Annotated in this window: 22 protein-coding genes and 1 pseudogene; 10 read left to right on the top strand and 13 right to left on the bottom strand. The window is 61.7% G+C overall.

The window, feature by feature from the left end; all coding sequences use genetic code 11:
• Positions 1-68: 68 nt before the first annotated feature.
• On the bottom strand, positions 69-977 hold the full coding sequence (locus DKB71_RS07150) for a LysR family transcriptional regulator (RefSeq protein ID WP_408599961.1): 909 nt from the start codon (positions 975-977) through the stop codon (positions 69-71).
• A 105-nt stretch (positions 978-1,082) separates the two neighbouring features.
• Here DKB71_RS07150 and DKB71_RS07145 point away from each other — a divergent pair, with 105 nt between their 5' ends.
• From DKB71_RS07145 to DKB71_RS07135, 3 genes are all read left to right on the top strand, one after another.
• Positions 1,083-1,682, top strand: a complete 600-nt coding sequence (locus DKB71_RS07145; protein WP_408599959.1) for a short chain dehydrogenase — start codon at positions 1,083-1,085, stop codon at positions 1,680-1,682.
• A gap of 170 nt (positions 1,683-1,852) precedes the next feature.
• A complete protein-coding gene (locus tag DKB71_RS07140; RefSeq protein WP_408599957.1) occupies positions 1,853-2,518 on the top strand; it encodes a COG3650 family protein in 666 nt (221 codons plus the stop codon).
• A gap of 95 nt (positions 2,519-2,613) precedes the next feature.
• Positions 2,614-4,227 carry an NAD(P)/FAD-dependent oxidoreductase gene (locus tag DKB71_RS07135; protein WP_408599956.1) on the top strand — a complete coding sequence of 538 codons (1,614 nt, stop codon included), beginning with the start codon at positions 2,614-2,616 and terminating at the stop codon, positions 4,225-4,227.
• A 113-nt stretch (positions 4,228-4,340) separates the two neighbouring features.
• Here DKB71_RS07135 and DKB71_RS07130 read toward each other — a convergent pair whose 3' ends face one another.
• Positions 4,341-5,435, bottom strand: a complete 1,095-nt coding sequence (locus DKB71_RS07130; protein WP_323628747.1) for a PLP-dependent cysteine synthase family protein — start codon at positions 5,433-5,435, stop codon at positions 4,341-4,343.
• A 251-nt stretch (positions 5,436-5,686) separates the two neighbouring features.
• On the opposite strand from DKB71_RS07130, the gene nhaA reads away from it, so the two are divergent.
• Positions 5,687-6,874, top strand: coding sequence for a Na+/H+ antiporter NhaA (gene nhaA, locus DKB71_RS07125; RefSeq protein ID WP_274073415.1), 1,188 nt, complete (start codon positions 5,687-5,689; stop codon positions 6,872-6,874).
• Between the two features lie 74 nt (positions 6,875-6,948).
• Here nhaA and DKB71_RS07120 read toward each other — a convergent pair whose 3' ends face one another.
• On the bottom strand, positions 6,949-7,413 hold the full coding sequence (locus DKB71_RS07120) for a glycine zipper 2TM domain-containing protein (RefSeq protein ID WP_274073414.1): 465 nt from the start codon (positions 7,411-7,413) through the stop codon (positions 6,949-6,951).
• Positions 7,414-7,580: 167 nt separating this feature from the next.
• On the opposite strand from DKB71_RS07120, the gene DKB71_RS07115 reads away from it, so the two are divergent.
• Complete coding sequence (locus DKB71_RS07115; RefSeq protein WP_274073413.1) at positions 7,581-7,817, top strand: hypothetical protein; 237 nt, start codon at positions 7,581-7,583, stop codon at positions 7,815-7,817.
• 5 nt (positions 7,818-7,822) lie between these two features.
• On the opposite strand, the gene pdxH is transcribed toward DKB71_RS07115, so the two are convergent.
• The 5 genes from pdxH to dinG form a co-directional block, all read right to left on the bottom strand.
• The gene (gene pdxH, locus DKB71_RS07110; protein ID WP_408599955.1) at positions 7,823-8,470 is read right to left on the bottom strand and encodes a pyridoxamine 5'-phosphate oxidase; all 648 of its coding nucleotides are present in this window, start codon (positions 8,468-8,470) and stop codon (positions 7,823-7,825) included.
• Positions 8,471-8,494: 24 nt separating this feature from the next.
• Entirely contained in the window at positions 8,495-9,604 is a 1,110-nt protein-coding gene (locus DKB71_RS07105) for an OmpA family protein (protein ID WP_406591723.1), read from the bottom strand.
• A gap of 112 nt (positions 9,605-9,716) precedes the next feature.
• On the bottom strand, positions 9,717-10,862 hold the full coding sequence (locus DKB71_RS07100) for a serine hydrolase domain-containing protein (RefSeq protein ID WP_323608780.1): 1,146 nt from the start codon (positions 10,860-10,862) through the stop codon (positions 9,717-9,719).
• A 157-nt stretch (positions 10,863-11,019) separates the two neighbouring features.
• Positions 11,020-13,521: a beta-agarase gene (locus DKB71_RS07095; protein WP_408599953.1), complete on the bottom strand. Its 2,502-nt coding sequence runs from the start codon at positions 13,519-13,521 to the stop codon at positions 11,020-11,022.
• Positions 13,522-13,616: 95 nt separating this feature from the next.
• Positions 13,617-15,761: an ATP-dependent DNA helicase DinG gene (dinG, locus tag DKB71_RS07090; protein WP_274073408.1), complete on the bottom strand. Its 2,145-nt coding sequence runs from the start codon at positions 15,759-15,761 to the stop codon at positions 13,617-13,619.
• A 99-nt stretch (positions 15,762-15,860) separates the two neighbouring features.
• On the opposite strand from dinG, the gene DKB71_RS07085 reads away from it, so the two are divergent.
• Positions 15,861-16,325 (top strand): CopD family protein, encoded by a 465-nt coding sequence (locus DKB71_RS07085; protein WP_274073407.1) that lies wholly within the window; start codon positions 15,861-15,863, stop codon positions 16,323-16,325.
• A 608-nt stretch (positions 16,326-16,933) separates the two neighbouring features.
• Here the strand turns inward: DKB71_RS07085 and DKB71_RS07080 are convergent.
• The 5 genes and pseudogenes from DKB71_RS07080 to DKB71_RS07060 form a co-directional block, all read right to left on the bottom strand.
• A pseudogene (locus DKB71_RS07080) lies at positions 16,934-17,993 on the bottom strand (IS110 family transposase).
• A 288-nt stretch (positions 17,994-18,281) separates the two neighbouring features.
• Entirely contained in the window at positions 18,282-19,040 is a 759-nt protein-coding gene (locus DKB71_RS07075) for a collagen-like protein (protein ID WP_274073406.1), read from the bottom strand.
• Positions 19,033-19,311, bottom strand: a complete 279-nt coding sequence (locus tag DKB71_RS07070; RefSeq protein WP_408599952.1) for a DUF1145 domain-containing protein — start codon at positions 19,309-19,311, stop codon at positions 19,033-19,035. Before DKB71_RS07070 ends, DKB71_RS07075 begins: the two co-directional genes overlap by 8 nt.
• Before the next feature lie 147 nt (positions 19,312-19,458).
• Positions 19,459-20,175 carry an OmpA family protein gene (locus DKB71_RS07065; RefSeq protein WP_408599951.1) on the bottom strand — a complete coding sequence of 239 codons (717 nt, stop codon included), beginning with the start codon at positions 20,173-20,175 and terminating at the stop codon, positions 19,459-19,461.
• Positions 20,176-20,265: 90 nt separating this feature from the next.
• Positions 20,266-20,961 (bottom strand): OmpA family protein, encoded by a 696-nt coding sequence (locus DKB71_RS07060; RefSeq protein WP_408599950.1) that lies wholly within the window; start codon positions 20,959-20,961, stop codon positions 20,266-20,268.
• 190 nt (positions 20,962-21,151) lie between these two features.
• On the opposite strand from DKB71_RS07060, the gene DKB71_RS07055 reads away from it, so the two are divergent.
• The 4 genes from DKB71_RS07055 (at position 21,152) to DKB71_RS07040 (ending at position 22,993) form a co-directional block, all read left to right on the top strand.
• A complete protein-coding gene (locus tag DKB71_RS07055) occupies positions 21,152-21,649 on the top strand; it encodes a DUF6231 family protein (protein ID WP_274073402.1) in 498 nt (165 codons plus the stop codon).
• A 4-nt stretch (positions 21,650-21,653) separates the two neighbouring features.
• Positions 21,654-22,130: a YchJ family protein gene (locus tag DKB71_RS07050; protein WP_046816639.1), complete on the top strand. Its 477-nt coding sequence runs from the start codon at positions 21,654-21,656 to the stop codon at positions 22,128-22,130.
• Between the two features lie 165 nt (positions 22,131-22,295).
• Entirely contained in the window at positions 22,296-22,781 is a 486-nt protein-coding gene (locus DKB71_RS07045; protein WP_408599949.1) for an LEA type 2 family protein, read from the top strand.
• Positions 22,782-22,786: 5 nt separating this feature from the next.
• Positions 22,787-22,993: an SEC-C metal-binding domain-containing protein gene (locus DKB71_RS07040; protein ID WP_008056806.1), complete on the top strand. Its 207-nt coding sequence runs from the start codon at positions 22,787-22,789 to the stop codon at positions 22,991-22,993.
• Positions 22,994-22,997: the final 4 nt, after the last annotated feature.

Below are 22,997 nucleotides of genomic sequence, written 5' to 3'. Positions count from 1 at the left end.
CTGGCTGACACTCCGCATTCGCGAGCAAGCCCGCTCCCACAGGTTTTGTGTCGTGTCAGGCTTTCACGTTAAAGCCTGTCCAGCGCCTCGCCGCTGCGCTTGAACCAGCCGATCAAATCATCCGCCAGCACCTGCGTGCGCCTGGGCAACCCACCTTGATACGGGTGCACCAGGTACATCGGCATGCTCCGGGTCTGATAATCACGCAGGAGCCAGCGCAAACGCCCGTCAGCCAATTCCTCCGGTAAGGCGTAGGACGGTAAACGGGCAATGCCGGCGCCAGCCAGGGCGGCTTTTTTCAACAAGTTGTAATGGTTGCTGGCGAACGGACCGGAAACCCGTACCCGCAACAGTTCGTGTTGCTGGTGATACAGCCACTCCTCCCGACCGCTGTAGTGGCTATTGAGCAGGCAGCGGTGCTCGGCCAGCGCCTGAGGCGTCTGCGGTTCACCGTATTGCTCCAGATAGGCCGGGCTGGCGCAGGTCAATTCCCGCCACGCCAACAACGGCCGCGCCACCAGGCGCTGATCGATCGCCACATCGGAGCGGATCGCCAGATCGAAGCCGTCCCGGGACAGGTCACGGTAATTGTTGTTGAGCTCCAGTTCGATCTGCACCTCGGGATACTGGGCGGAGAACTCCAGCAACAAACCATCGAAGAAAGTTTCCCCAAGCGACACCGGAACCGTCATCCGCACCGGGCCCGCCATGTCGTCCTTCAGGCGTGCCAGGGCCTGGCGCGCGCGCTCGACTTGCACCACCAGCGCCTGGGCCTGGGGCAACAACGCCGCGCCCGCCGCCGTCAGGCTCAAGCGCCGCGTGGTGCGCTGCAGCAGGACCACGCAAAACTGCGCTTCCAACTGGCTGATGCGCTTGGACAACTGGCCCTTGCTGCAACCCAACTGCTGCGCCGCCAGGGTAAAACTGCCCGCTTCGATCAATATCGCGAAGGCGGCCAGGTCATCCATTTCGCTCATGGATTGTTTCCATTTGAAAACCAAAGGTTGCCCATTAGTGCGCTTATCGCCGGAAAAAACCACTCTAAACTGAAGCCTTACTCAATCCAACGAGGATCAGCCAGTATGAAAATTCTTTTGATTGGCGCCAGCGGCACCATCGGTTCGGCCGTCGACAAAGAGCTGTCCCAGCGCCACGAGATCGTCCGCATTGGCCGCAGCAGCGGTGATTTTCAGGTGGACATCAGTGACAGCACGTCGATTCGCCGACTGTTCGAACAGACCGGCAAATTCGATGCAGTGGTGTGCGCCGCCGGTAACGTGACCTTCGCACCGTTGGCCGAAATGAGCGAAGAGAGTTTTGCCCTGGGCCTCAAGGACAAGCTGATGGGCCAGGTCAACCTGGTGCTGATCGGCCGTGAGTTCGCCAATGAAGGTGCATCCTTCACACTCACCACCGGCGTACTCAGCCACGACCCGATCCGCAGTGGCGCATCCGCTGCGCTGGTCAACGGTGCGCTGGACAGTTTCGTCCGCGCTGCCGCCATCGAGTTGCCACGCGGCTTACGCGTGAACTCGATCAGCCCGACCGTCCTCGTCGAAGCCATGGGCAGCTATGCCCCCTATTTCCGTGGCTACAAGCCGGTTCCTGCCGAGGATGTGGCATTGGCCTACGCCAAAAGCGTCGAAGGCTTGCAGACGGGCCAGACCTTTCACGTGGGGTAGGAGCTGCCGCAGGCTGCGATCTTTTGATCTGGCTTTTGATTTTCAATCGCCTCAAACAACATCAAAAGATCGCAGGCTGCGCCAGCTCCTACAAAAAGCCCGGCGTAATGCAGGGTTGTGATGAACGGTCAGGCTGAGTAACGTGGCGGCACTTGTCAGGAGACCCCAAGATGCGTGCTGCCCGTTCCTTAGTCCTTGTTGCCCTGTTCCCCCTGTTCGCGGCCTGCCAGTTGTTCGACGGCCAGCGTGAAAGTGCCTCCCACGTCGGGCAGACCCGCCTGCAGGGCCAGTTGAGCGCCGCCGACGGCAAACTGCTGTTCCAGCCGTGCGGCGAGCAACGCCGTTACCTGGTCAATGACACGGGCAGCACCAGCGTCCTGCAACAGGCCGCGAGCCTCGCCGATGCCCAGGGCAAGCTGTTTGCCGACGTGCGTGGGCGCATCGTTCCCGGTAACGGCGAAGATCAGCTCGACGTGGAAACGCTGTACCGCGTCGAGCGCTCCGCCACCGCCTGCGCCGATCCAAATTTCAAGCCGCTGATCCTGCGCGCCACCGGCCATGCCCCCGAGTGGAGCGTGAGCGTCACCGGCAAAGGCATGGTCGTGGAACGCGCCGGCCAGCCACCGTTGGCCGTGCCCTACGTCGAAGAACAATTGGGCGAAGGCCGCTTCAACCTCAGCACCGAAGCCAACAACCAGCACATAGAACTGTGGGTCGCGCCACAACGCTGCATCGACAACAGCACAGGCAGTCTGCAGCACATGACTGCCGAACTGCGCATCGATGGCAAGGTACAGCGCGGTTGCGGGTATTTCGGCGGTTCGCGCGACGACTGATCGTTTTAGCCTCACGGGCCTGCGCCTTTGGGGCTTATAATCGCCGGTTTCAAACGCCCTGGCGCAGTTGTGCGCCCCGCGAACCGGATCCTGCCATGTTACGAATCACCGAACTCAAGCTGCCGATCGACCATCCCGATGAAGACCTGCGCCCTGCCATCCTGCAGCGCCTGGGCATCTCCAGCGATGACCTGGTCGATTTCACCTTGTTCAAGCGCAGCTACGATGCGCGCAAAAAGTCCTCCGAGCTGTGCTTCATCTACACCATCGACCTCGATGTTCGCGATGAGGCCTCGGTACTGAACAGGTTCGCCGATGACCGTAACGTCAACGTGGCACCGGATGTCAGCTACAAAATGGTTGGCCAGGCGCCGGCCGACCTGAGCGTGCGCCCTGTCGTCGTCGGCTTCGGACCGTGCGGGATCTTCGCCGGGCTGCTGCTGGCGCAGATGGGCTTCAAGCCGATCATCCTCGAACGCGGCACCGAAGTGCGCCAGCGCACCAAGGACACCTGGGGCCTGTGGCGTAAAAGCGTGCTCAACCCCGAGTCCAACGTGCAATTCGGCGAGGGCGGCGCGGGGACCTTCTCCGACGGCAAGCTCTACAGCCAGATCAAGGACCCGAAGTTCATCGGCCGTAAAGTCCTCAATGAATTCGTCAAGGCCGGCGCCCCGGAAGAAATCCTCTACGTCAGCAAACCGCACATCGGTACGTTCCGTCTGACGGGCGTGGTGGAAAACATGCGTGAGCAGATTCGCGCCATGGGCGGCGAAGTGCGCTTCCAGCAACGGGTGACCGACGTGCTGATCGAAGACGGCCAACTGGTCGGCGTCGAACTCGATGGCGGCGAGCAGATCCACTCCAAACACGTGATCCTGGCCCTGGGCCACAGTGCCCGGGACACCTTCCGCATGCTCCACGGTCGCGGCGTGTACATGGAAGCCAAGCCGTTCTCGGTCGGTTTCCGTATCGAGCACCCGCAGTCGCTGATCGACCGCGCGCGCCTGGGCAAGTACGCCGGCCACCCGAAACTCGGCGCCGCCGACTACAAACTGGTGCACCACGCCAAGAACGGCCGTTCGGTCTACAGCTTCTGCATGTGCCCGGGCGGTACGGTGGTGGCGGCGACCTCCGAGCCGAACCGCGTGGTCACCAATGGCATGAGCCAGTACTCGCGCAACGAGCGCAACGCCAACTCCGGGATCGTTGTCGGGATTACCCCGGAAGTCGATTATCCGGGCGGCCCGCTGGCCGGTATCGAGCTGCAGGAACGCCTGGAATCCCACGCCTTTGTGCTCGGTGGCAGCAACTACGAAGCACCGGCGCAATTGGTCGGCGACTTCATCGCCGGCAAGCCGTCCACCGCGCTGGGCAGCGTCGAACCCTCCTACAAACCGGGCGTTGCCCTGGGCGACCTGGCGCTGGCCTTGCCGGCCTTCGCCATCGAAGCGATTCGTGAAGCCTTGCCGGCGTTCGAGAAACAGATTCGCGGTTACTCGCTGCATGACGCGGTGTTGACCGGGATCGAGACCCGTACTTCGTCGCCGCTGCGCATTACGCGTAACGAGTCGATGCAGAGCCTGAACGTGAAAGGCTTGTTCCCGGCGGGTGAAGGCGCGGGTTATGCGGGCGGGATTTTGTCGGCGGGGGTCGATGGCATTCGCATCGCCGAAGCGGTGGCCAGGGACATCCTGGGCCTCGAAGCCTGACGCCAACCCCCTGTGGGAGCGGGCTTGCTCGCGAAGGCGGTGGATCAGCCAACGTTTCTGTTGAATGACGAACCGCATTCGCTGGCAAGCCAGCTCCTACAGGTGCAGGGGGGTCAGATATTGGCGCGCAACACGCTCGCCGGCAGCGGCTCCCCGCGCTCGACCGTCGCGGCCACCGCATCGATCAACCCGCTCAACTCAAACCCCTCGGCCTTGAGCCACGCCTGATCGTAATAGGTCGTGGCATAGCGCTCGCCGCTGTCGCACAGAATCGCCACGATCGACCCCTGCTCCCCCGCCGCCGCCATCTGCTGCGCCGCCATCAACGCGCCAATCAGGTTGGTCCCGCTCGATCCACCGACATGCCGCCCCAGACGTTCAGCCAGGTAATGCATGGCTGCCAGTGACAATGCGTCCGGCACCTTGACCATCGCATCGATGACCTTGGGCAGGAATGACGCTTCCACCCGGGGCCGACCAATGCCTTCGACCCGCGAACCGTGATCCAGGCGCAGGCTGGCATCGCCGGTCTGGTAGTAATCGAAAAACACCGAGCGCTCGGCATCGGCACACAACACGCGGGTGGCGTGCTGCCGATAACGTACGTAACGCCCCAGGGTCGCCGTCGTCCCCCCAGTCCCGGGGCTGGACACCAGCCAGCTCGGCTCCGGGTGCTTTTCGAAACGCATCTGCTGGAAAATCGATTCGGCGATGTTGTTGTTCGCACGCCAGTCGGTCGCACGCTCGGCGTAGGTGAACTGGTCGATGAAGTGGCCGTCGTGCTCGCGCGCCAGGCGTTCGGACTCGGCGTAGATCTGCGTCGGATCCGCGACCAGATGCGTCTGCCCGCCATAGAACGCGATTTGTGCGATCTTTTCCCTCGACGTACTGGCCGGCACCACGGCAATGAACGGCACCCCCAGCAAACGCGCGAAGTATGCCTCGGAAATCGCCGTCGAGCCGCTGGACGCCTCGATCACCGGCGCACCGGGCTTGAGCCAGCCATTGCACAGCGCATACAGGAACAGCGACCGCGCCAGGCGGTGTTTCAGGCTGCCGGTGGGATGGCTCGACTCATCCTTGAAGTACAACTCGATGCCGGCAAAACCTGGCAGCGACAAGGGGATCAGGTGAGTGTCGGCGCTGCGCTGGAAGTCGGCTTCGATGATCCGGATGGCTTCGCGGGACCACTGTCGGTTGTCGCTCATGGTGGTTATCTCGATGGATCAGGCAATAGGCGGCCCTGTCAAAAGCCTCAACCTGCAAGCTTAGGAAAAATCCTACATCAAACACAGGTACAGCTGAGTTCCAATACATCCGGCAACTGCTAGGCTCAGGTCCTTGCCCGAAGAATCGCGCTGTAACGACATATAACAAAAAAGAATATAACTTTTGTTTTAACAACAAACGGTACGGGTTAGGGTGTGCCACCTTTTGACTTTATCGATGGAGAGCGACTTTGCCTCTGCGTAGCACGTTCACGCGTTTCTTTCAGCTGGAAGCTGCCAGCGGTCTGTTATTGATCGCCGCGGCTATCCTCGCGCTGATCATCAACAACTCCCCATTGTCGTGGCTCTACAACGGCCTGCTGGAAACCCCCGTGGTCGCTCAGGTCGGCGCGCTGAAAATCGCCAAGCCGCTGCTGCTGTGGATCAACGACGGGCTCATGGCGCTGTTCTTCCTGCTGATCGGGCTGGAGGTCAAGCGTGAGGTCCTCGACGGGCAGCTGTCCAAACCGTCGCAGATCGTCCTGCCCGGCGCGGCCGCCATTGGCGGCATGGTGGTCCCGGCGCTGATCTACTGGTTCCTCAACCGTGACAACCCACCGGCCCTGGACGGCTGGGCGATCCCGACCGCCACCGACATCGCCTTCGCGCTGGGCGTACTGGCGCTGCTGGGCAAACGCGTGCCGGTGTCGCTGAAGTTGTTCCTGATGACCCTGGCGATCATCGACGACCTCGGCGCGATCGTCATCATCGCGATTTTCTATTCCGGCGAACTGTCGACCCTGTCCCTGGCACTGGCCGCCGCCTGCATCGCGGCGCTGATCGGGATGAACCGCCTCGGCGTGGTCAAGCTCGGCCCCTACATGATCATTGGCCTGATCCTCTGGGTCTGCGTGCTCAAGAGTGGAGTGCATGCCACGCTGGCCGGCGTGACGCTGGCATTCTGCATCCCCTTGCGTACGAAAAACGCCGAACCCTCTCCCCTGCTTTCACTGGAGCACGCGCTGCACCCGTGGGTGGCCTATGGCATCCTGCCGCTGTTCGCCTTCGCCAACGCCGGCCTGTCCCTCAGTGGCGTGACCGCCGAAAGCTTCACCCACGCCGTGCCAATGGGCATCGCGATCGGCCTGCTGCTGGGCAAGACCGTCGGCGTGTACGGCCTGACCTGGCTGGCGGTGAAAACCGGCATCGCCGCCCTGCCCCAGGGGGCCAATTGGGGCCAGGTGCTGGGCGTGGCGATTCTCTGCGGCATCGGCTTCACCATGAGCCTGTTCGTCGGTTCGCTGGCCTTTGAGCCGGGCGTCAGTGACTACGCAGGCATGGACCGCATGGGGATCCTGACCGGTTCGATCCTGGCCGCATTGATTGGCTATGCCGTAACGGCGGCGGCCAGTCGCAAGCCTGTGCTGCAAACCGCGTAGGGAACAATTCATGTGCTAAAGAAAAACCCCGATCCAGTCACCTGGTCGGGGTTTTCTTTTACCCGTATTCCCGCTTAGTGGGAAACGCGGCTGGTGCCATCAACCGTGGCAATGCGCACGCGCTCGCCAACGCGGAACACTTCGTTTTCCTGAACCTGTTGCACGTAGGCGCGCATGCTGCCGTCGTCTTCGCGCACGGTGATTTCCACGCCCTGGGTGCGGGTCAGGCCTTCTTCGGCTGCCGAGCCTACCAGGCCGCCTGCGACGGCACCGATAACTGCTGCGACAATGCTGCCGCGGCCACCACCGATGGCGCTACCACCGACACCGCCCACCACTGCACCCGCCGCGCCGCCGATTGGCGTCTTGGTACCTTCGATTTTCACCGGTCGCAGGGCTTCGATGGTACCCATGCGAATCGTCTGCACGCGACGCGCTTCGTCACGGGAATAGGAGTCACCGGTCAAGCTCGATTGGCAGCCAGTGAGCAACATCGCCATGGTGGAAAAGGAAGCAACCAGCAGAACAGACTTACGCATAGCATCAACTCCAAAGGACAAGTAACCATTAAACTCCGCAGCCAGACGCCTGTCACGGTCTTGCCCGGATAAAAATGTTTCGATTCAGGCTTCGTACAGGCCTGTCCACGCACTCACCACACAGTCGCGGTCTGTTCGCAGAACAGCGCCACTGAGCAGGGATATGGATGGATTACTTTATCATTGTCGTCACTACCGTCGCCGGGCTGTACTTCCATGGGTGGCTGTACGTGCGCATCAGACGCTGGATGGACCGGGACCTGGCGTTGGCGCTGGCCGGCAAGGACGAGCAGAAAAAAGCGTTCATGCTCGAACGGTTGGCGAGCGCCCGGGCTCAGAAAATCAGGCGTCGAGACCTGCCGCAGTGGCTTGAGGCCGCAGCGGCAGCATATCCCGAGCGGTAGACTGCTTAAGGTGCCAGGCGTTCAAGAATCCAGTGGGCACCCTGCAGGCGATAGTTGAGCCGGTCGTGCAGACGGCTCGGACGGCCCTGCCAGAACTCGATGCGTTCTGGCAGCAGGCGATAACCGCCCCAGTGTTCAGGGCAGTGGGGTTGGCTATCGCTGAAACGTTGCTCGGTATCCTTGAGCAGCGACTCCAGCTCACCCCGATCGGCAATCACCCGGCTCTGCGGCGAAGCCCAGGCACCGAGGCGACTGCCCAGCGGGCGCACCTGATAGTACGCATCGGATTCTTCTGGGGTGACTTTCACCACCCGACCTTCAATCCGCACCTGACGCTCCAGGGTCGGCCAGAAAAACGTCATGGCCGCGAATGGATTCGCCACCAGTTGCTGGCCTTTGGCGCTGTCGTAGTTGGTGAAGAAGGTGAAGCCTTGGGCGTCCAGGCCCTTGAGCAGCAGGATGCGGCAATGCGGCCGCCCCTCCTGGTCGACAGTGGCCAAGGTCATGGCATTGGCCTCCACCGGTGCCTGCTCGGTTTTCACCGCGTCGGCAAACCATTGGTGGAACAGCGCGAACGGCTCGGCCGGGGCTTGCGCCTCGGTCAGGCCATCACGGGTGTAGTCGCGGCGCATATCAGCCAGGGCCTTGGTCATGGCGCATTCCTTATGGTTGACGAATTACTTCTTTGTAGTATCGGCGGCGGCGACTTTTTTAGTGTCGGCTGCGGCTTTGGCCGGTGTCGTCTTCTTCGCGGGCGTTGCCGTTTTAGCCGGGGTCTTCTTCGCGGCGGCTTTCTTGGCCGGCGCTTTCTTCGCCACCGGTGCAGCCGCTTTCTTCGCATCGGCAGGTGCTGGCGTCACAGGCTTGGCAACCGGCTTGATGTCCTGGGCAGCGACCATGCGCACAGGCGCCGGGGCCGGCATGTTGTACTTGCTCAGCAAGGCGACCATGGTGTTTTGCGGCGTTACCAGCAGCTCCACGCGGCGGTTCAGGGCACGGCCTTCATTGCTGTCGTTGGCGGCACGCGGGGCTTCACCACCCATGCCACGCAGCATCAGGCGATCGCGCTGCAGACCGCTGAGGCGGAAGATCGCAGCCACCGATTGCGCACGTTCCTGGCTCAGCTTCACGTTAGCCGGCGCTGCGCCCGACGTGTCACTGTGGCCGAGTACCAGCACGGCAGTCTTCGGATCGGCTTCAAGGATTTTCGCAACGCGAGTGAACGGGCCGAGCGTTACCGGCAGCAGCATGGCCGGGCGGTCCGGGTTGAACGAGCCTTCTACCGGCGCGGTGACCACCAGGACGTTTTCACGGCGTTCGAGTTGCAGGTTGCTGTCCTTGATCGCTGTACGCAGACGCGGCTCGTAGTCGTCAAGCCAGGCTTGGGTGACTTTCGGATCAGGCATCGGTACGGCTTTGGCAGTGCTTTGATCCTTGCCGCCGAACGGCCACCACCACTTGCCGCCCGCCTCGGCCTCGGCCTTGGCGACTTCGACGGGCTTGGCCTCAGGTTTTACCTCTGGTTTCTTGTCGAGCACTTCCTCGGAGCCGAACGGCCAGTACCAAGGGCTGGAACTGTCAGTCTTGGTCACCGCAGCGGCTGCGGTGGGCTTCAAGGGAGCTGGGGCCGGTTCTTTGGCCGGCTCTTTGACAGGCTCTTTGGCCGCGACTTTGTCGGAAGACCCGAACGGCCACCAACTGCCGCCGTCTGCATCATTTTTAGGAGTCTGCGCGCAACCGGTAATAGCGAAGCACAGTGCCAAGGCGAGGGTGGGTTTGGTTGACATTGGATATCCACAAAAATGAAGTAATAAAATCAGGCCGGGTCAGCCCGCATAAACAGACGCTTGGAAACTGAAAAGGCCGTCGGGTTCCAGCTCCGGAACCCTTGAGCGTGATTTACAGACAAGTGGCCAGTACCCGCACAAGCTTTTGTGCGCGCGGATCCATCAAGACGTACGGCCCCAGGGTATTTGTCACAAAACCGAATGCCACATCATGTTCCGGGTCAGCGAAACCAACAGAGCCACCCGCACCCGGATGCCCGAAGGCTCGCGCGCCCAGGCCAAAGGTCGCATTGGGCACATCCGGTTGGTCGAGCATGCAGCCCAGGCCGAAACGGGTTCGGGTCAACAGTGTCTTGTCTTCGCCGAGGCTGTGCTCGCGGGTCAGCTCGTCGAGCAATTCGCCTTCCAGCAGGCTGCCATCGAGCAAACCGGCGTAAAACCCGGCCAGGCTGCGGGCATTGCCGTGGCCATTGGCCGCCGGCTGCTGCATGCGCCGCCACTCAGGTTTGTTGGTACTGGTCAGCACCGAAGGTGGATTGGTAAAAGCACGGGTGGTCATGGCCGTTGGCTCGCGCAGGGTCACTTGCAGCAGGCGCTGGGCCGCGGCATCGCCGACATTGCCCTTGCCACGGGCAATGTGCGCCACGCGATGAAACTCTTCATCGGCCAGGCCGACGTGAAAATCCAGGCCCAAAGGCTTGGCAACCCGCGCCACGATGGATTCACCGGGGCCACGACCGTCAGCACGGCGCAGCAGCTCGCCGACCAGCCAGCCATAGGTGATGGCCGCATAACCGTGGCCCTCACCCGGCGTCCACCATGGCGCTTCGGCGGCCAGGGCGTCGACCATGGTTTGCCAGTCGTAAAGCGCTTCGGGGGCCAGTAACTCGCGTAACGCCGGCAGACCGGCCTGATGGCAAAGCAGTTGGCGCAGGGTCACCGATTCTTTGCCGGCGGCGGCGAATTCAGGCCAGTAGCGGGCCACCGGGGCATCCAGTTGCAGCTTGCCTTCGGCCACCAGTTGCAGGGCGGTGACGGCGGTGAAGGTCTTGGTGCAGGAGAAGAGGTTGGCGATGGTGTCGCTGTGCCAGGCTTCGGCTCCGTCCTTGTCTGCGGTGCCGGCCCACAAGTCGACGACGGTTTCGCCGCCGACCCGGATGCACAACGCGGCGCCACGTTCCTGAGGATCGTCGAACAGCGCCGCGAACGCTTCACGCACTGCCTCGAACTTAAGCTCGTAATGACCCTGAATCTGCACCCGCAACTCCCCGGAAACGTTCTATAAAGTGGGCCGCATTGTTCCAGCCCTTGAGGGTTTTGGGAACAGGGGCGGGCTGGGCGGTCAATTCAACACCCAGGTTAAAATCAAAAGATCGCAGCCTTCGGCAGCTCCTACAGGGTTGCGATCCCGGCGTTTAATGACCTTGACCGGAATGCCCACCAGCGCCCTTCCCCGGGCCTTTGCCGGCTTCGGCCTTGCGCCCGCCCTCGGCGTCGTGGTTCGCCTTGTCGACCTCGGCGGCGGCCTTCTGGGCCTCTTTGGCCAATTGATCGACCGTCGCCAGATTGCTCTTGCGCACGCTGTCGACAAAGCCCTGGAACGGCAGATCGGTTATCCCCACCAGGCCAAAGTGACCATTTTCGCCATCCAGCAGGCGCCCGGTCACGGGTTGGTCGAGGTACTGGAACCAGTGCACGCCGACAATCGACGGCTCGCCCAGCGCCTGCTTCAGGAAATTCGCGTAGGCCGGGCCACGGTCTTCTTCCTTCGCCAGTTGCGTCACGCCGCCCCAGAACGGGCCGCGATCGGTCGAGCCGAAGTTGAACTCGGTGACCAATACCGGTTTGTCCAGACTGCGCAGCCTGGCGAAGTCGTAACCGTCCTGGGGTTGCAAGGTGTACATGTTGAAACTCAATACGTCGCAGTACTGCGCACAGGCCTCAACGGCTTCCGGGGTGCTGATGGCAAACCGGCCACCAAGCAGGAGCTGGTTCGGCGCGTGCCACTCCAGCGAATCGGAAATGGTCTTGAAGTAGGTGTCGGCGAAGACCTTCTGGAAGTATTTGAAGTCGGCCTCGATTTCCGGGTGCTCGGCGCTTGGCAGCGGCGGCACGAAGCCCGGGTCCTCCATCAGTTCCCAGGCTGGCAGATCGATACCCCAGGCTTTCGACAAGCCCGCCTGGTTGCGGTATTTGTCACGCAACTGCTTGAGGAACGCGCGCTTGGCCGGCACGTCGGTGGTCATTTTCAAGGTGCCATAGGCCAGCGCATAACGGGCTTTCGGGTCATCGCCGGGACCGGCCCAGGCCAGTTCGTTGTCGGCGAAGTAACCGATCAGCCATGGATCGTCGCGGTGGTCGCGGGCAGCAATGGCCACCGCGCGCTCGGTCGCCATGGCGAAACGCGGGTCGAATGGGTCGGGCATCCCGCCCCACCAGTCGTTGCCAGTGCTGATGCTGGCGTAATCGCCGACGATCGACAATGGCAAGGTGTACGGCATGCGCTGCGCGTCACCCAGTGCCGGTGCGCTCCAGTTGCCGAGGGTGTTGAATCCCCAGGCTTGCAGGCGCTCCAGGGTTTGGCCGGTCCAGCGCTGCTCATCAAAGGTCGTTTTGCAGGGTTCGGCAGGTGGTGGCTCAGCCGCTTTTGCCACCGTCGCATCGGCGGCGCCGGCCTTGGCCGCTTCGGCGACTCCGGATTCGGCCGTTGAGGGTGCGACGGCAGGCTCGGCAGCCTTCTCGGCCGTTGCTTCTACCGCGTCGGCCTTGGCCGCTTCAGCAACGCCGGCCTTGGTATTGCTGCCCAGTGCACAAGGGTCACCGTACAGACGCTGCAGATTGGCGCCATAGAAGTCATACCACTTTCCAGAACTGAAACCCCGCCCCTTGTCGACACCATTACCACCGCGGTTGTCGCCTTCCCCGAAGTGATTGGCCAGTGGTTCATCAGCCTTGGGCAGGGATTCGAACATCCATTCCCGACCGGCGACATACGTCTGGTTGACGTCCGCCGCAACGGTGTTGACCCCCAGCGAATAGAACGGATGCCCCTGCGGCGTCACCAGGTACCAACGACCGTCGCGTTTCTCGGTGCGGAAAAAACCGCTGGCCTTGAACGTCGGCCCGTTGGTCCAGCCGCCGAACGTGTCCAGGGAGGACTTTTCGCGCTCACCCAGCCAGGTTTTCAGCTGCTGTTGTTCCTTGGCTGCGGCGCTTTTCAGTTGTTCGTCGCTACCGACCTTTTCTGGCCATTTGGCCCGGGTCGATTGGCCATAGGCGTCCACCAGGCCGCCATAGACCGCTTGGGTCACACCTTCGCCATCCTGCACGCCAAAGCGCTCCAGCAGGATGCTCTGGGCGACTTTCGGTTGATCCATGGACAGGCTGACCGACACCACCTGGCTGCGGTCCAGCTCACCGGCACTGCTGGCCAGCAAAATGCGCTGGCCGTCGATCGTCATCGGCATCGGCGGACCCGCCTTCAGGCCCTGGCTCAGCGGCGAAGTCGGCTGCAATGGCACCAACAGGGTCTGTGCGGGGCCGGCTGGCAGGTCGACGCGACTGACCAACGTCTTGCCGTCGTTACTCTGAATGGTCACGTACAGGGTCACGGCCCAATTCATGGCGCTCTGGATCCGCAAGCTCATGACGCCCGACTGCGACCAGTCCCAGGCACCGGTCTGCGGCGACAGGCGCAGCGTTGGCCGCGCAACAGGGTTGAAGGTGACCCGGCGCAGCACTTCGCCTTCGGGCGTCTGTTCGGCGTTGGACTGCGGCAGGCTGGCGTCCTGGGTCGCCACCTGGACCACGTCGGCGGGGCGCACGAAATTGAACAGCGTCTGCTGCCCGGCGGGCGCTGCCAGCAAGGGCGTGGCGAACATCAGGGCAAGAACGGCAGGTAGCGAACAGCGAATCATGAGAACGGAATTCTCCCTAGCGACCCGGGCGGGCCAATGGAAAAGCGATGGTAGAGAGATAGACAACGCGGCGGGCAAAACTGCCCACCGGTTTATCAGGAAATTTCACGGCGGAAGGGAGGCAACGCATTGAGGATCGCCTTGCCATAACGCTGGGTGACCAGGCGCCGATCGAGCAAGGTGATGGTGCCGCGGTCTTCTTCGGTGCGCAGCAGGCGCCCGCAGGCCTGGACCAGTTTCAGCGAGGCGTCCGGCACGGAAATCTCCATGAACGGATTGCCGCCTCGGGCCTCGATCCATTCGGCCAGCGCCGCTTCGACCGGGTCATCCGGCACCGAGAACGGAATCTTGGCGATCACTACGTGCTCGCAGTAGGCACCGGGCAAGTCGACCCCTTCGGCAAAACTCGCCAGGCCGAACAGCACGCTGGAATCACCGCCATCGACCCGCGCCTTGTGCTTGTTCAGGGTTTCCTGTTTCGACAGGTTGCCTTGAATGAACACCTGCTTGCGCCAGTCGCGGTCCAGGCCGTCGAACACGTCCTGCATCTGCTTGCGCGAGGAAAACAGCACCAGCGTGCCCCGAGACCCTTCGACCAGGTCTGGCAGGTCACGGATGATCGCGGCGGTATGGGCCGCCGCATCCCGGGGATCGGCGTTCAGGTTCGGCACCCGCAATACACCGGCGTCGGCGTGATGGAACGGGCTCGGCACCACGGCGGTCACGGCCTTTTTCGGCAGGCCGGCGCGCATGCGGAAGCGGTCGAAGGTGCCCAGGGCGGTCAAGGTGGCCGACGTCACCAGCGCGCCATAGGCAACGTTCCACAGGTTGCGCCGGAGCATTTCCGCCGCCAGGATCGGGCTTGCGTTAACTTCGATATCGAACAGCGAGCCGCTTTCCGCCAGGGTCAGCCAGCGGGCCATGGGCGGGTTGTCTTCCGGGTCTTCAGCGGTGAACGCGACCCACAATTCCCAGTTGCCGGATGAGCGCGACAACAGGCTGCCGAACAACGGATACCACTCCTCGGCCTGGTTGCTGGCGATGCCGATATTGACCTCGCCGTCCATGCCTTCCTTGAGCAATTCAGTGAGGCGGGTAAACAGGTCGGTCAGGCGCGCGTAGCCCTTCTTCAGCTCGACGCCCATTTCGCGCATGTGCTCGGGAATCACCCCGCCGACGAAACGGTGGCGTGGGCGTTCGCGGCCCTCGACATCTTCGCCGGGCTTGAAATCGGCGATCTGCTCACAGGCGGTGAACATGAACTGTTGCTGGGTCTTGATCTCCCGCGCCAGCTCCGGCACCTGCTCGATCAGCTTGCCCAGATCACCGGGCAACGGGTGTTGGGCCAGCAGCTTGGTGAGGTTCTTCGCGGTGGTTTCCAGCCAGTCGGCGGTGGAGCGCAGGCGCGTGTAATGGGCAAAGTGGCCGATGGCCTTGTCCGGCAGGTGATGGCCTTCGTCGAACACGTAGATGGTGTCGCGCGGATCGGGCAGCACGGCACCGCCGCCCAGCGCCAGGTCGGCCAGGACCATGTCGTGGTTGGTGACGATCACATCGACCTTGCCCATGCCTTCGCGGGCCTTGTAGAAGGCGCACTGGCCGAAGTTCGGGCAATGGCGGTTGGTGCACTGGCTGTGATCGGTGGTCAGGCGCGCCCAGTCGGCGTCCTCCAGGGCGGTGGACCAGCTGTCGCGGTCACCGTCCCACTTATTGCCGGCAAGTTTCTCGATCATGCTGGTGAACAGCTTCTGGCTGGCCTCATCGACCTCGATCTTGAAGCCTTCTTCTTCGAACAGCTGGGCGGTGGCGGTTTGTGCGTGACCTTCCTGGAGCAACATGTCGAGCTTGGACAGGCACATGTAGCGTCCACGCCCCTTGGCCAGCGCAAAGCTGAAATTCAGCCCGCTGTTGCGCATGAGGTCAGGCAGATCCTTGTAGACGATCTGCTCCTGCAGGGCGACGGTGGCCGTGGCGATCACCAGGCGCTTGCCCGCCGCCTTGGCAGTGGGGATGGCCGCCAGGCTATAGGCTACGGTCTTGCCGGTACCGGTGCCGGCTTCCACCGCGACAATCGCGGGGTCGCCACTGCGCCGGCCTTCGTCGTCGGTGTCGATGTCACCGAGGACCTTGGCGATTTCGGCGATCATCAGGCGTTGGCCGTAGCGCGGCTTGAGGCTCTTGGCTTCGAGAAAACGCGAATAGGCGCCCTGGATCGTGGTTTTGAGTTCGGTGCTGATCATGGATTGTCGGGCGCAAAAAACGCTGGATAAATTTTCAGTAGTTCGGTTCGGTCGCTATCATACCCCGCTAATGAATCCCGCGCAGAACGGAGTAACCCGATGACACCTTTTAGCCTCATTTATAGCCTGCATGTCCTCGCCGCACTGGTGTGGGTCGGCGGCATGTTTTTCGCCTGGATGGTCTTGCGCCCCGCGGCCTTGAAGGCATTGGAGGGCCCTGCCCGGCTGAAGCTGTGGGTGGAAGTGTTTCAAGGTTTCTTTCGCTGGGTCTGGGTCGCGGTGGTGCTGTTGCCGATCAGCGGCGTCGGCATGATTCATCTGCAATACACAGGTTTTGAAAGCGCACCGCGTTACGTGCAGGTGATGATGGGCTTGTATGTGGTGATGACCGCGTTGTTCATCCGGATCCAGGCGTTGATGTTGCCGGAGTTGCGCACGGCGGTGACGGCCCAGGATTGGCCGGCGGGGGCTGCGGTACTGGGAAGGATTCGTCGGTTGGTGGGGATCAATCTGATTGTCGGGTTGGTGTTGGTGGCGATTGCGGCGGCACGACCGATGTTCTAGATAATTCCCCTGTAGGAGCTGCCGCAGGCTGCGATCTTTTGATGTTGCTTTTAAAAACAAGATCAAAAGATCGCAGCCTGCGGCAGCTCCAGGTTTTTGGGTGTTGCCGGGATTTGTGCCTGGCGGTGATCCCTTGTAGGAGCTGGCTTGCCAGCGAAGGCGGTGTGTCAGGCGAAGGAGGTGTTGGTTGTGCTGGCGTCATCGCTGGCAAGCCAGCTCCTACAGGTTTTTTGGATGTTGCCGGGATTTGTGCCTGGCGGTGATCCCTTGTAGGAGCTGGCTTGCCAGCGAAGGCGGTGTGTCAGGCGAAGGAGGTGTTGGTTGTGCTGGCGTCATCGCTGGCAAGCCAGCTCCTATGTATGGACTCGCCCCCACTGTCTACCCGCTTTTAAAAAACCGTCGCCCCGTTGCATCTATGTATAAGGCCTATTCGTGGAAGCCGTCTTCGGCTTCTGGCCAAAATTGGAAAAGCTCGTGGTATGCCGATTACATTCAGGCCTCGAAGGCCAGTAGGAGCTTAGGCATCAATCCACGCCGGTCTTACCTGGGGTCAATTTTTTTCAGCAAAGGGTCGGACAGTTGGTACCTCGGTGGCAGAACTCTGTCGCTCAGTGGCTCATCGTTGCCTGCTGGCCATCTCCGGCGTGGCGACGATAAGTCTGGTCATTCTGTAGAAGCACCCAGACGATTCGCAGGTTGCGGTTGGCTAGCCTGATCGCAGCTTCCTTACGACCCAACCGGCTCATCCAGTGCAACAAGCGGCGGTCATCGGGTTGCTGGGAATCAGGTCGTAGTTGTTGCAGCACCGCGTGGGCTCCTTGGATCATCAGGCTGCGTAAATAAGCATCACCTCGCTTGGTCATGTCCCCCAGCCGGATCTTTTCCCCGCTGCTGTGCTGGTCAGGCACCATGCCAAAGTACGCGGCAAACTTGCGGGCATTGGGAAATCGCTCAGGCTTGGTTTCCTTTGGCCACCAGGGCCGTGGCGGTGACTGGTCCGATGCCGCGCACAGTCATCAGTCGCTTCGCCGTCATGTCGGCGTTGGCGGCCACTTCCAGGCGTCCCGTCAGTACGCTGATGCGCTCGCCCAAATGGCGCCACTCGGCCAGCAGTTCGTCGATCAGTTCACGCAGCAGGGCCGGCACCGGCTGGGTAGCATCTTCCAGCACCCGCGGAATTTTCTGGCTGATCGCAACATCGCCTTGCGCCAAGGCGACACCGTGCTCGAGCAGCAGGCCGCGCATCTGATTACTGACGGCCGTGCGCCGACGCACATAGCCCTGACGGGCGCGATGCAACGCCTGCATGGCCAGCGCCGCGACGCTTTTGACCGGTACTGCGCAGATTTTTTCATCGCGACCAGCCCGCAGAATCGCCAACGCATCGTTGCGATCATTTTTTGGCCCACTGCGATGTTTGGCCACCAAACCGGCTGGAAGAATTCGCGCCGAATTACCTTGGTCTTGCAGTTGCCGGGCCCAGGCTTGAGCACCCGGACCGGTCTCCATCAAAACCACAACATGAGGCGGCAACTTTTGGAGAAACTCATAGAACGCCTCGCGCGACTTGATCCGTTGCTCGAAGCGCACCTGGCCGAGAACATCTTCACCGGCGACCTGAAAAACCTGCTTGGCCAGATCGACCGCCAAGGTTGTGCAGGCCGACAAATCGGTAGAAGACAGGGATTGATCAATCGAACTATGCTTTTTCATGGACACGCCCTCGCTGTCGTTGGCTGTTTAGACTGCCACCGTGGCGCATTGACGCCTCGGCTGGGGCGAGTCCATCCAATTACAGGTTTTTTGGGTGTTGCCGGGATTTGTGTCTGGCGGTGATCCCCTGTAGGAGCTGGCTTGCCAGCGAAGGCGGTGAGTCAGGCGACGGAGGTGTAGGCTGTGCTGGCGTCATCGCTGGCAAGCCAGCTCCTACAGGAAAATCACCATTCAAAAAATGGTTTACAACCGCTGCACCGTCACAGACCCTGCAGCCCCCTCCATTCCTGGCTGTCCGTCAATACCAGGCTTGCCGCTCTTGCCGCCATCGGCCTTGTAGACAAGACAGCCTTTGGCCTTGCCGCCGGCACCTGGCTTGCCACCAGGCCCGGCCACGCCACCGGCACCGCCGGCCACTTGAACCTTGATCTTGTCTGCCGGGTAATCGCGCGGCACGGCCAGCTTGACCGCCGCGCCCGGCGCACCGGCCTGGCCATCACTGCCATCGCTGCCATCGGCACCGCGACCCGCCTGGCCCCAGGCGCAACCCGGTGCCTGACCGTTGGCCCCGTCGAGGCCGACGAACCCTGGCGCACCCGCGCCACCGCGAGCATCCACCCGTAATTGCGGGGCATTCAGGGCCTTGATCTGCAAGTCCAGATTGCGCCCGGAACGGGCGGCCTTCTGGTAAGTCCCCGGTGCACCCCGCGCGGTGATCTGGCTGCCCTCGGACAACTCGGCCCGATTGACCTTGAGTTCCAGCGCCTGTTCGCCGGGGACGATGGTGATTCGCGCATCGCGACCCAAGTGCAGTTCGCCGACGGTGACTTCGGTCACGTTCGAGGGAATCAGCAAGGTGCCGTAGTCGGCCACTTCCAGGCGTTCCAGTCGCAAGGTGCTGGCGGTGTTGGGCAGGCGCATCAACGAGTTGGTTTCAACGCTCACCACCTGGGCGCAAGCCAATGGACTGATGAGGGCAGCGAGCAGACAGAGTTTACGCATGGGAAGCCTTAGATACGGTGGGAGCCGGGATGGTTTGCAGGTGGAAAACGCCGAAAAAGAGGATCTTCAGGCGATCGAGCCAAGGGTGGGCGCGGCCCCTGAGCGTGCGGAAGCAGAACACCGCCTCCAGCAGATGAAGCCCCGCCAGCAGGCAGCCGGTCAGGTCGACCAGCAGGTGCAGCGGATAGACGAACGGCGTGAGCTGATTGACCAGCACCACCAGCCAGAACACCAGGGTCAACAGCTTCCCCAGCCCCCATATCACCTTCATACGCGCCCCCGATGAGAATTATTATTTGCTCGCACAGTAACGGCTTCCATGCAGGATAAGCCAGAGGGCAAACGGAAATTCTCGAGGAAGATGGCAAATGGCCGACGGAACGACGAAAATCATCGCCCGACGGCTCTATTGCGCGGCTCAGCGATTGACGTGCAATTCCACGCGACGATTCTTCGCGCGCCCTTCTTCGGTTTCGTTATCGGCAACAGGCTCACTTTCGCCCTTGCCTTCGCTGGTGACCTTGTTCGGTGCAACGCCCTGGCTCAGCAGATAGCCGGCGACGCTGCTTGCACGTTGCTGCGACAGTTGCAGGTTGTACTCATCCGATCCAACGCTGTCGGTATGACCGACCACCTTGATGCTCGCGACGCTGGCGTCCTGCAGTTTGCCCATGATCGAATCGAGTTTGCTTTGCATGGAGGGGGTCAAGTCAGCGCTATTGAAGGCAAACAGCACATCGTCGGCATCGCTCAGGGTGATGACTTCGGCTTGTACAGGTTCAGGTTTCACGCTGGCCGGGTATTGGGGCAGCGGACAACCATGATGCTCCACAGGGGTATTGGCGGGCGTGTCGGGGCAGCGATCGCGACGGTCGAATACGCCATCGTCGTCTTCGTCGCCGTCCTGGGCATAACAGATCAAACCACCGGTCAAGACACCCAGCGCCGCTCCACCGGCCGCCCAACCGCTACTTCCGATAGCGCCCAGACCTCCGCCGACGAGTCCGCCAAGGAGGCTGCAGATCGGCCAGGTACGTTGATTGAGGGGGGCAGTGCCATCGCTGTGAGTAGCGCAACCGGTCAACAGGCTGCCCAGCAGCAGAACCGGCAAGACGGTCCGTGTGAGATTGCTCATTTTTGAAAGCTCCTGTGTCACCGGCCAATGCCGGTTACACAGGAGTAAAGACCCGCATCCACGACTGCACAAGCCGTGGATGCGAGGGGTTTAGCGGTTGATTTTGATTTCCGTGCGACGGTTCATCGCGCGGCCGTCAGCGGTTTTGTTATCGGCAACCGGCTGGCTTTCACCGGCCCCGGTGACCGACACGAAGCTGCTGCGAGGCACACCACTTTCGATCAGATACTCCACCACCGAGTGGGCGCGTTTGTCCGACAGTTTCTGGTTGTAGGCATCGCTGCCCACGCTGTCGGTGTGACCGGTCACGGTCAGTTGGGCGCTGGCTGCTTCCTGTTTCAGGTGAGTGGCAATGGTGTTGAGTTTGTCTTTATCGGCGGCTGTCAGCTTGGCCGAGTCGAACTGGAAGTTGACATCGCGAATGACGATGGTTTCTTCCTTGACCACCACGGCCTCTTCAACCACTGGAGCAGGTGCTGGTGGTGGGCAGCCATCGGCATCGACCCGTACGCCTTTTGGCGTGCCCGGGCACTTGTCGCGGCTGTCGAGTACACCATCACCGTCTTCGTCACCATCACCATGGACCCAGCAATAGGCTGCCGCCGTACCGCCGGCAATCAGCGCGCCGTAGCCGGCCCATGACGAGCTCTCGATTGCCCCGAGACCTGCGCCGACGACACCACCGACCGCCGCACAGATCGGCCAGTCGGTTTTCTGCAAACCTGCACAACCAGTCAACACACTGGTTAGCAGAACCAGGGGTAATGCTGTCCGAACTATGCTCATCTAGTTTTCTCCTGAAGGATCGGCTTAGAACCGATTCAGGGAGTAAAGACCGGAGTTTTAATCTCCGCCAGCAATAGGCCATAGCAGTTTTGTCTCGTGTTCGCGGGGGATTGTGACTTTTGCCGCAAACCCGCTCTAGGATCGAACTGGCGGGCAGGCTAGTCTTGGCAAATCTGATTGAGGATCTTCGATGATTGCAGGTATTTCTTCGCGCACGCCGCAGCAGGCGCTGGCCGCTTTGCTCGACCGTTACGCCCCCGCGCGCCTGTTGTTGATTGGCGCCAGCGAGTTCCCCGCGCTTGAGGCTTTCAAGCTGGCGCATCCGGACAGCAGCGTGGCGCACGCAGCGCCCGGGCCGTTGCCCGCAGAGTTGGCGGCGCTGCGCTTTGACCTGGCGCTGGTGGTCGATTGCCTCGAACATTTGCCCAAGCGTGATGGCCTGAACCTGCTTGGCGGCATCCGCAACCTCAACGCCAGCCGCATCGCGGTACTGGCCGACTTGCCGGCGAGCGGCTGGCAGGAAACAGATTTTTTCTCACTGGCACTGCAAGCCAGCGAACGTTTCCAGCGTGACGAGCAGGTACTGACCCTGTTCACCTATGATCTGCTTGAATACAAACAAGTACCCGACTGGCTCAACTCGCGGTTCTGGGCCAATCCGGAAAACTTCGGGAAATATTGGTGGTAACGCAATGAGTACATCCATTTGCCCCTGCGGCAGCGGCACCCTGCTCGACGCCTGTTGCGGCCATTACCATGCCGGACATCCGGCACCCTGCGCCGAAGCCCTGATGCGCTCGCGTTATAGCGCCTACGTGCTGGGCCTGATCGATTATCTGGTGGCGACCACCCTGCCCGCCCAGCAGGCCGGACTCGACCGTCAATCGATCACCGACTGGAGCGCCCAGAGCACCTGGCTGGGCCTTGAAGTCGAAAGCTCCGAAGTGCTCGGCGGCCAGCCGGAGCATGCCTTCGTCACGTTCACCGCGCGCTGGCACGACGGCAGCGGCGAACACAGCCACCGTGAACGCTCGTCCTTCGTACAGAATGCGGGGCGCTGGTACTTCATCGACCCGACCGTGCAACTGGACATCGGACGCAACGACGCCTGCCCTTGCGCCAGCGGGCACAAGTTCAAGAAGTGCTGTTCGGGGTATTTCGGTAGCTGATACAAGGTCAGGAGATCGACCCGATCTGTAGGAGCCGGCTTGCTGGCGATGCAGGCGACGCGGTCTGTAGGAGCCGGCTTGCTGGCGATGCATACGACACGGTGTGCCAGCCACTCCGCCTTCGCTGGCAAGCCAGCTCCTACAGGGTTCAAGGGAGAAACGACCATGATCACCCAGAGACTCGAACGCTTTCTGCTCACGCTGGTTCTTTGTCTGGGGCTCGGCGGTTGTGCATCCTGGTTCAGCTCCGACGAGCCGGACCCCGAGGTCCATCTGGTCAGGGTCGAAGTCGTGCGGGCCAAGCTGATGGAGCAACGGTTCGTCCTGCATTTTCGCATCGACAACCGCAATGACAGCGAGTTGACCGTGCGTGGCCTGGAATATCGCATCCACTTGGGCGACATCCTGCTGGCCGAAGGCGAGCATGAGCACTGGGTCACCGTGAACCCCAGGAGCAGCCGTTTCTACAAGGTGCCGATCCGCACCAACCTGTGGCCCAAGGTCAAGGACCTGGTCAAACAGCTGAAAAACCCCGAGCAGGCCGTTCCCTATCGTCTGGAAGGTGAGATGGAAACCGGTTTATTCATCGCCCACTACGTGCACCTGACGCGTAATGGCGTGATAATCCCCGCCGATCTAATTCCGGAGTAACCCCGATGACCCAGCAACCCCATGTCCATGGCCCAGACTGCAATCACGATCATGACCATCACCAGCATGATCACGACCATGGCCATGTCCACGGCCCGAACTGCGGCCACGCCCACCAGGAACCGGTGCGCAACGCCTTGAAAGACGTTGGCCGCAACGATCCTTGCCCATGCGGCAACGGCAAGAAGTTCAAGAAGTGCCACGGCGCCTGATTGA

Source organism: Pseudomonas sp. PLMAX, assembly GCF_046042685.1.
Lineage (GTDB): Bacteria > Pseudomonadota > Gammaproteobacteria > Pseudomonadales > Pseudomonadaceae > Aquipseudomonas > Aquipseudomonas putida_AE.
This window is presented reverse-complemented; position numbering and strand designations above follow the sequence as displayed.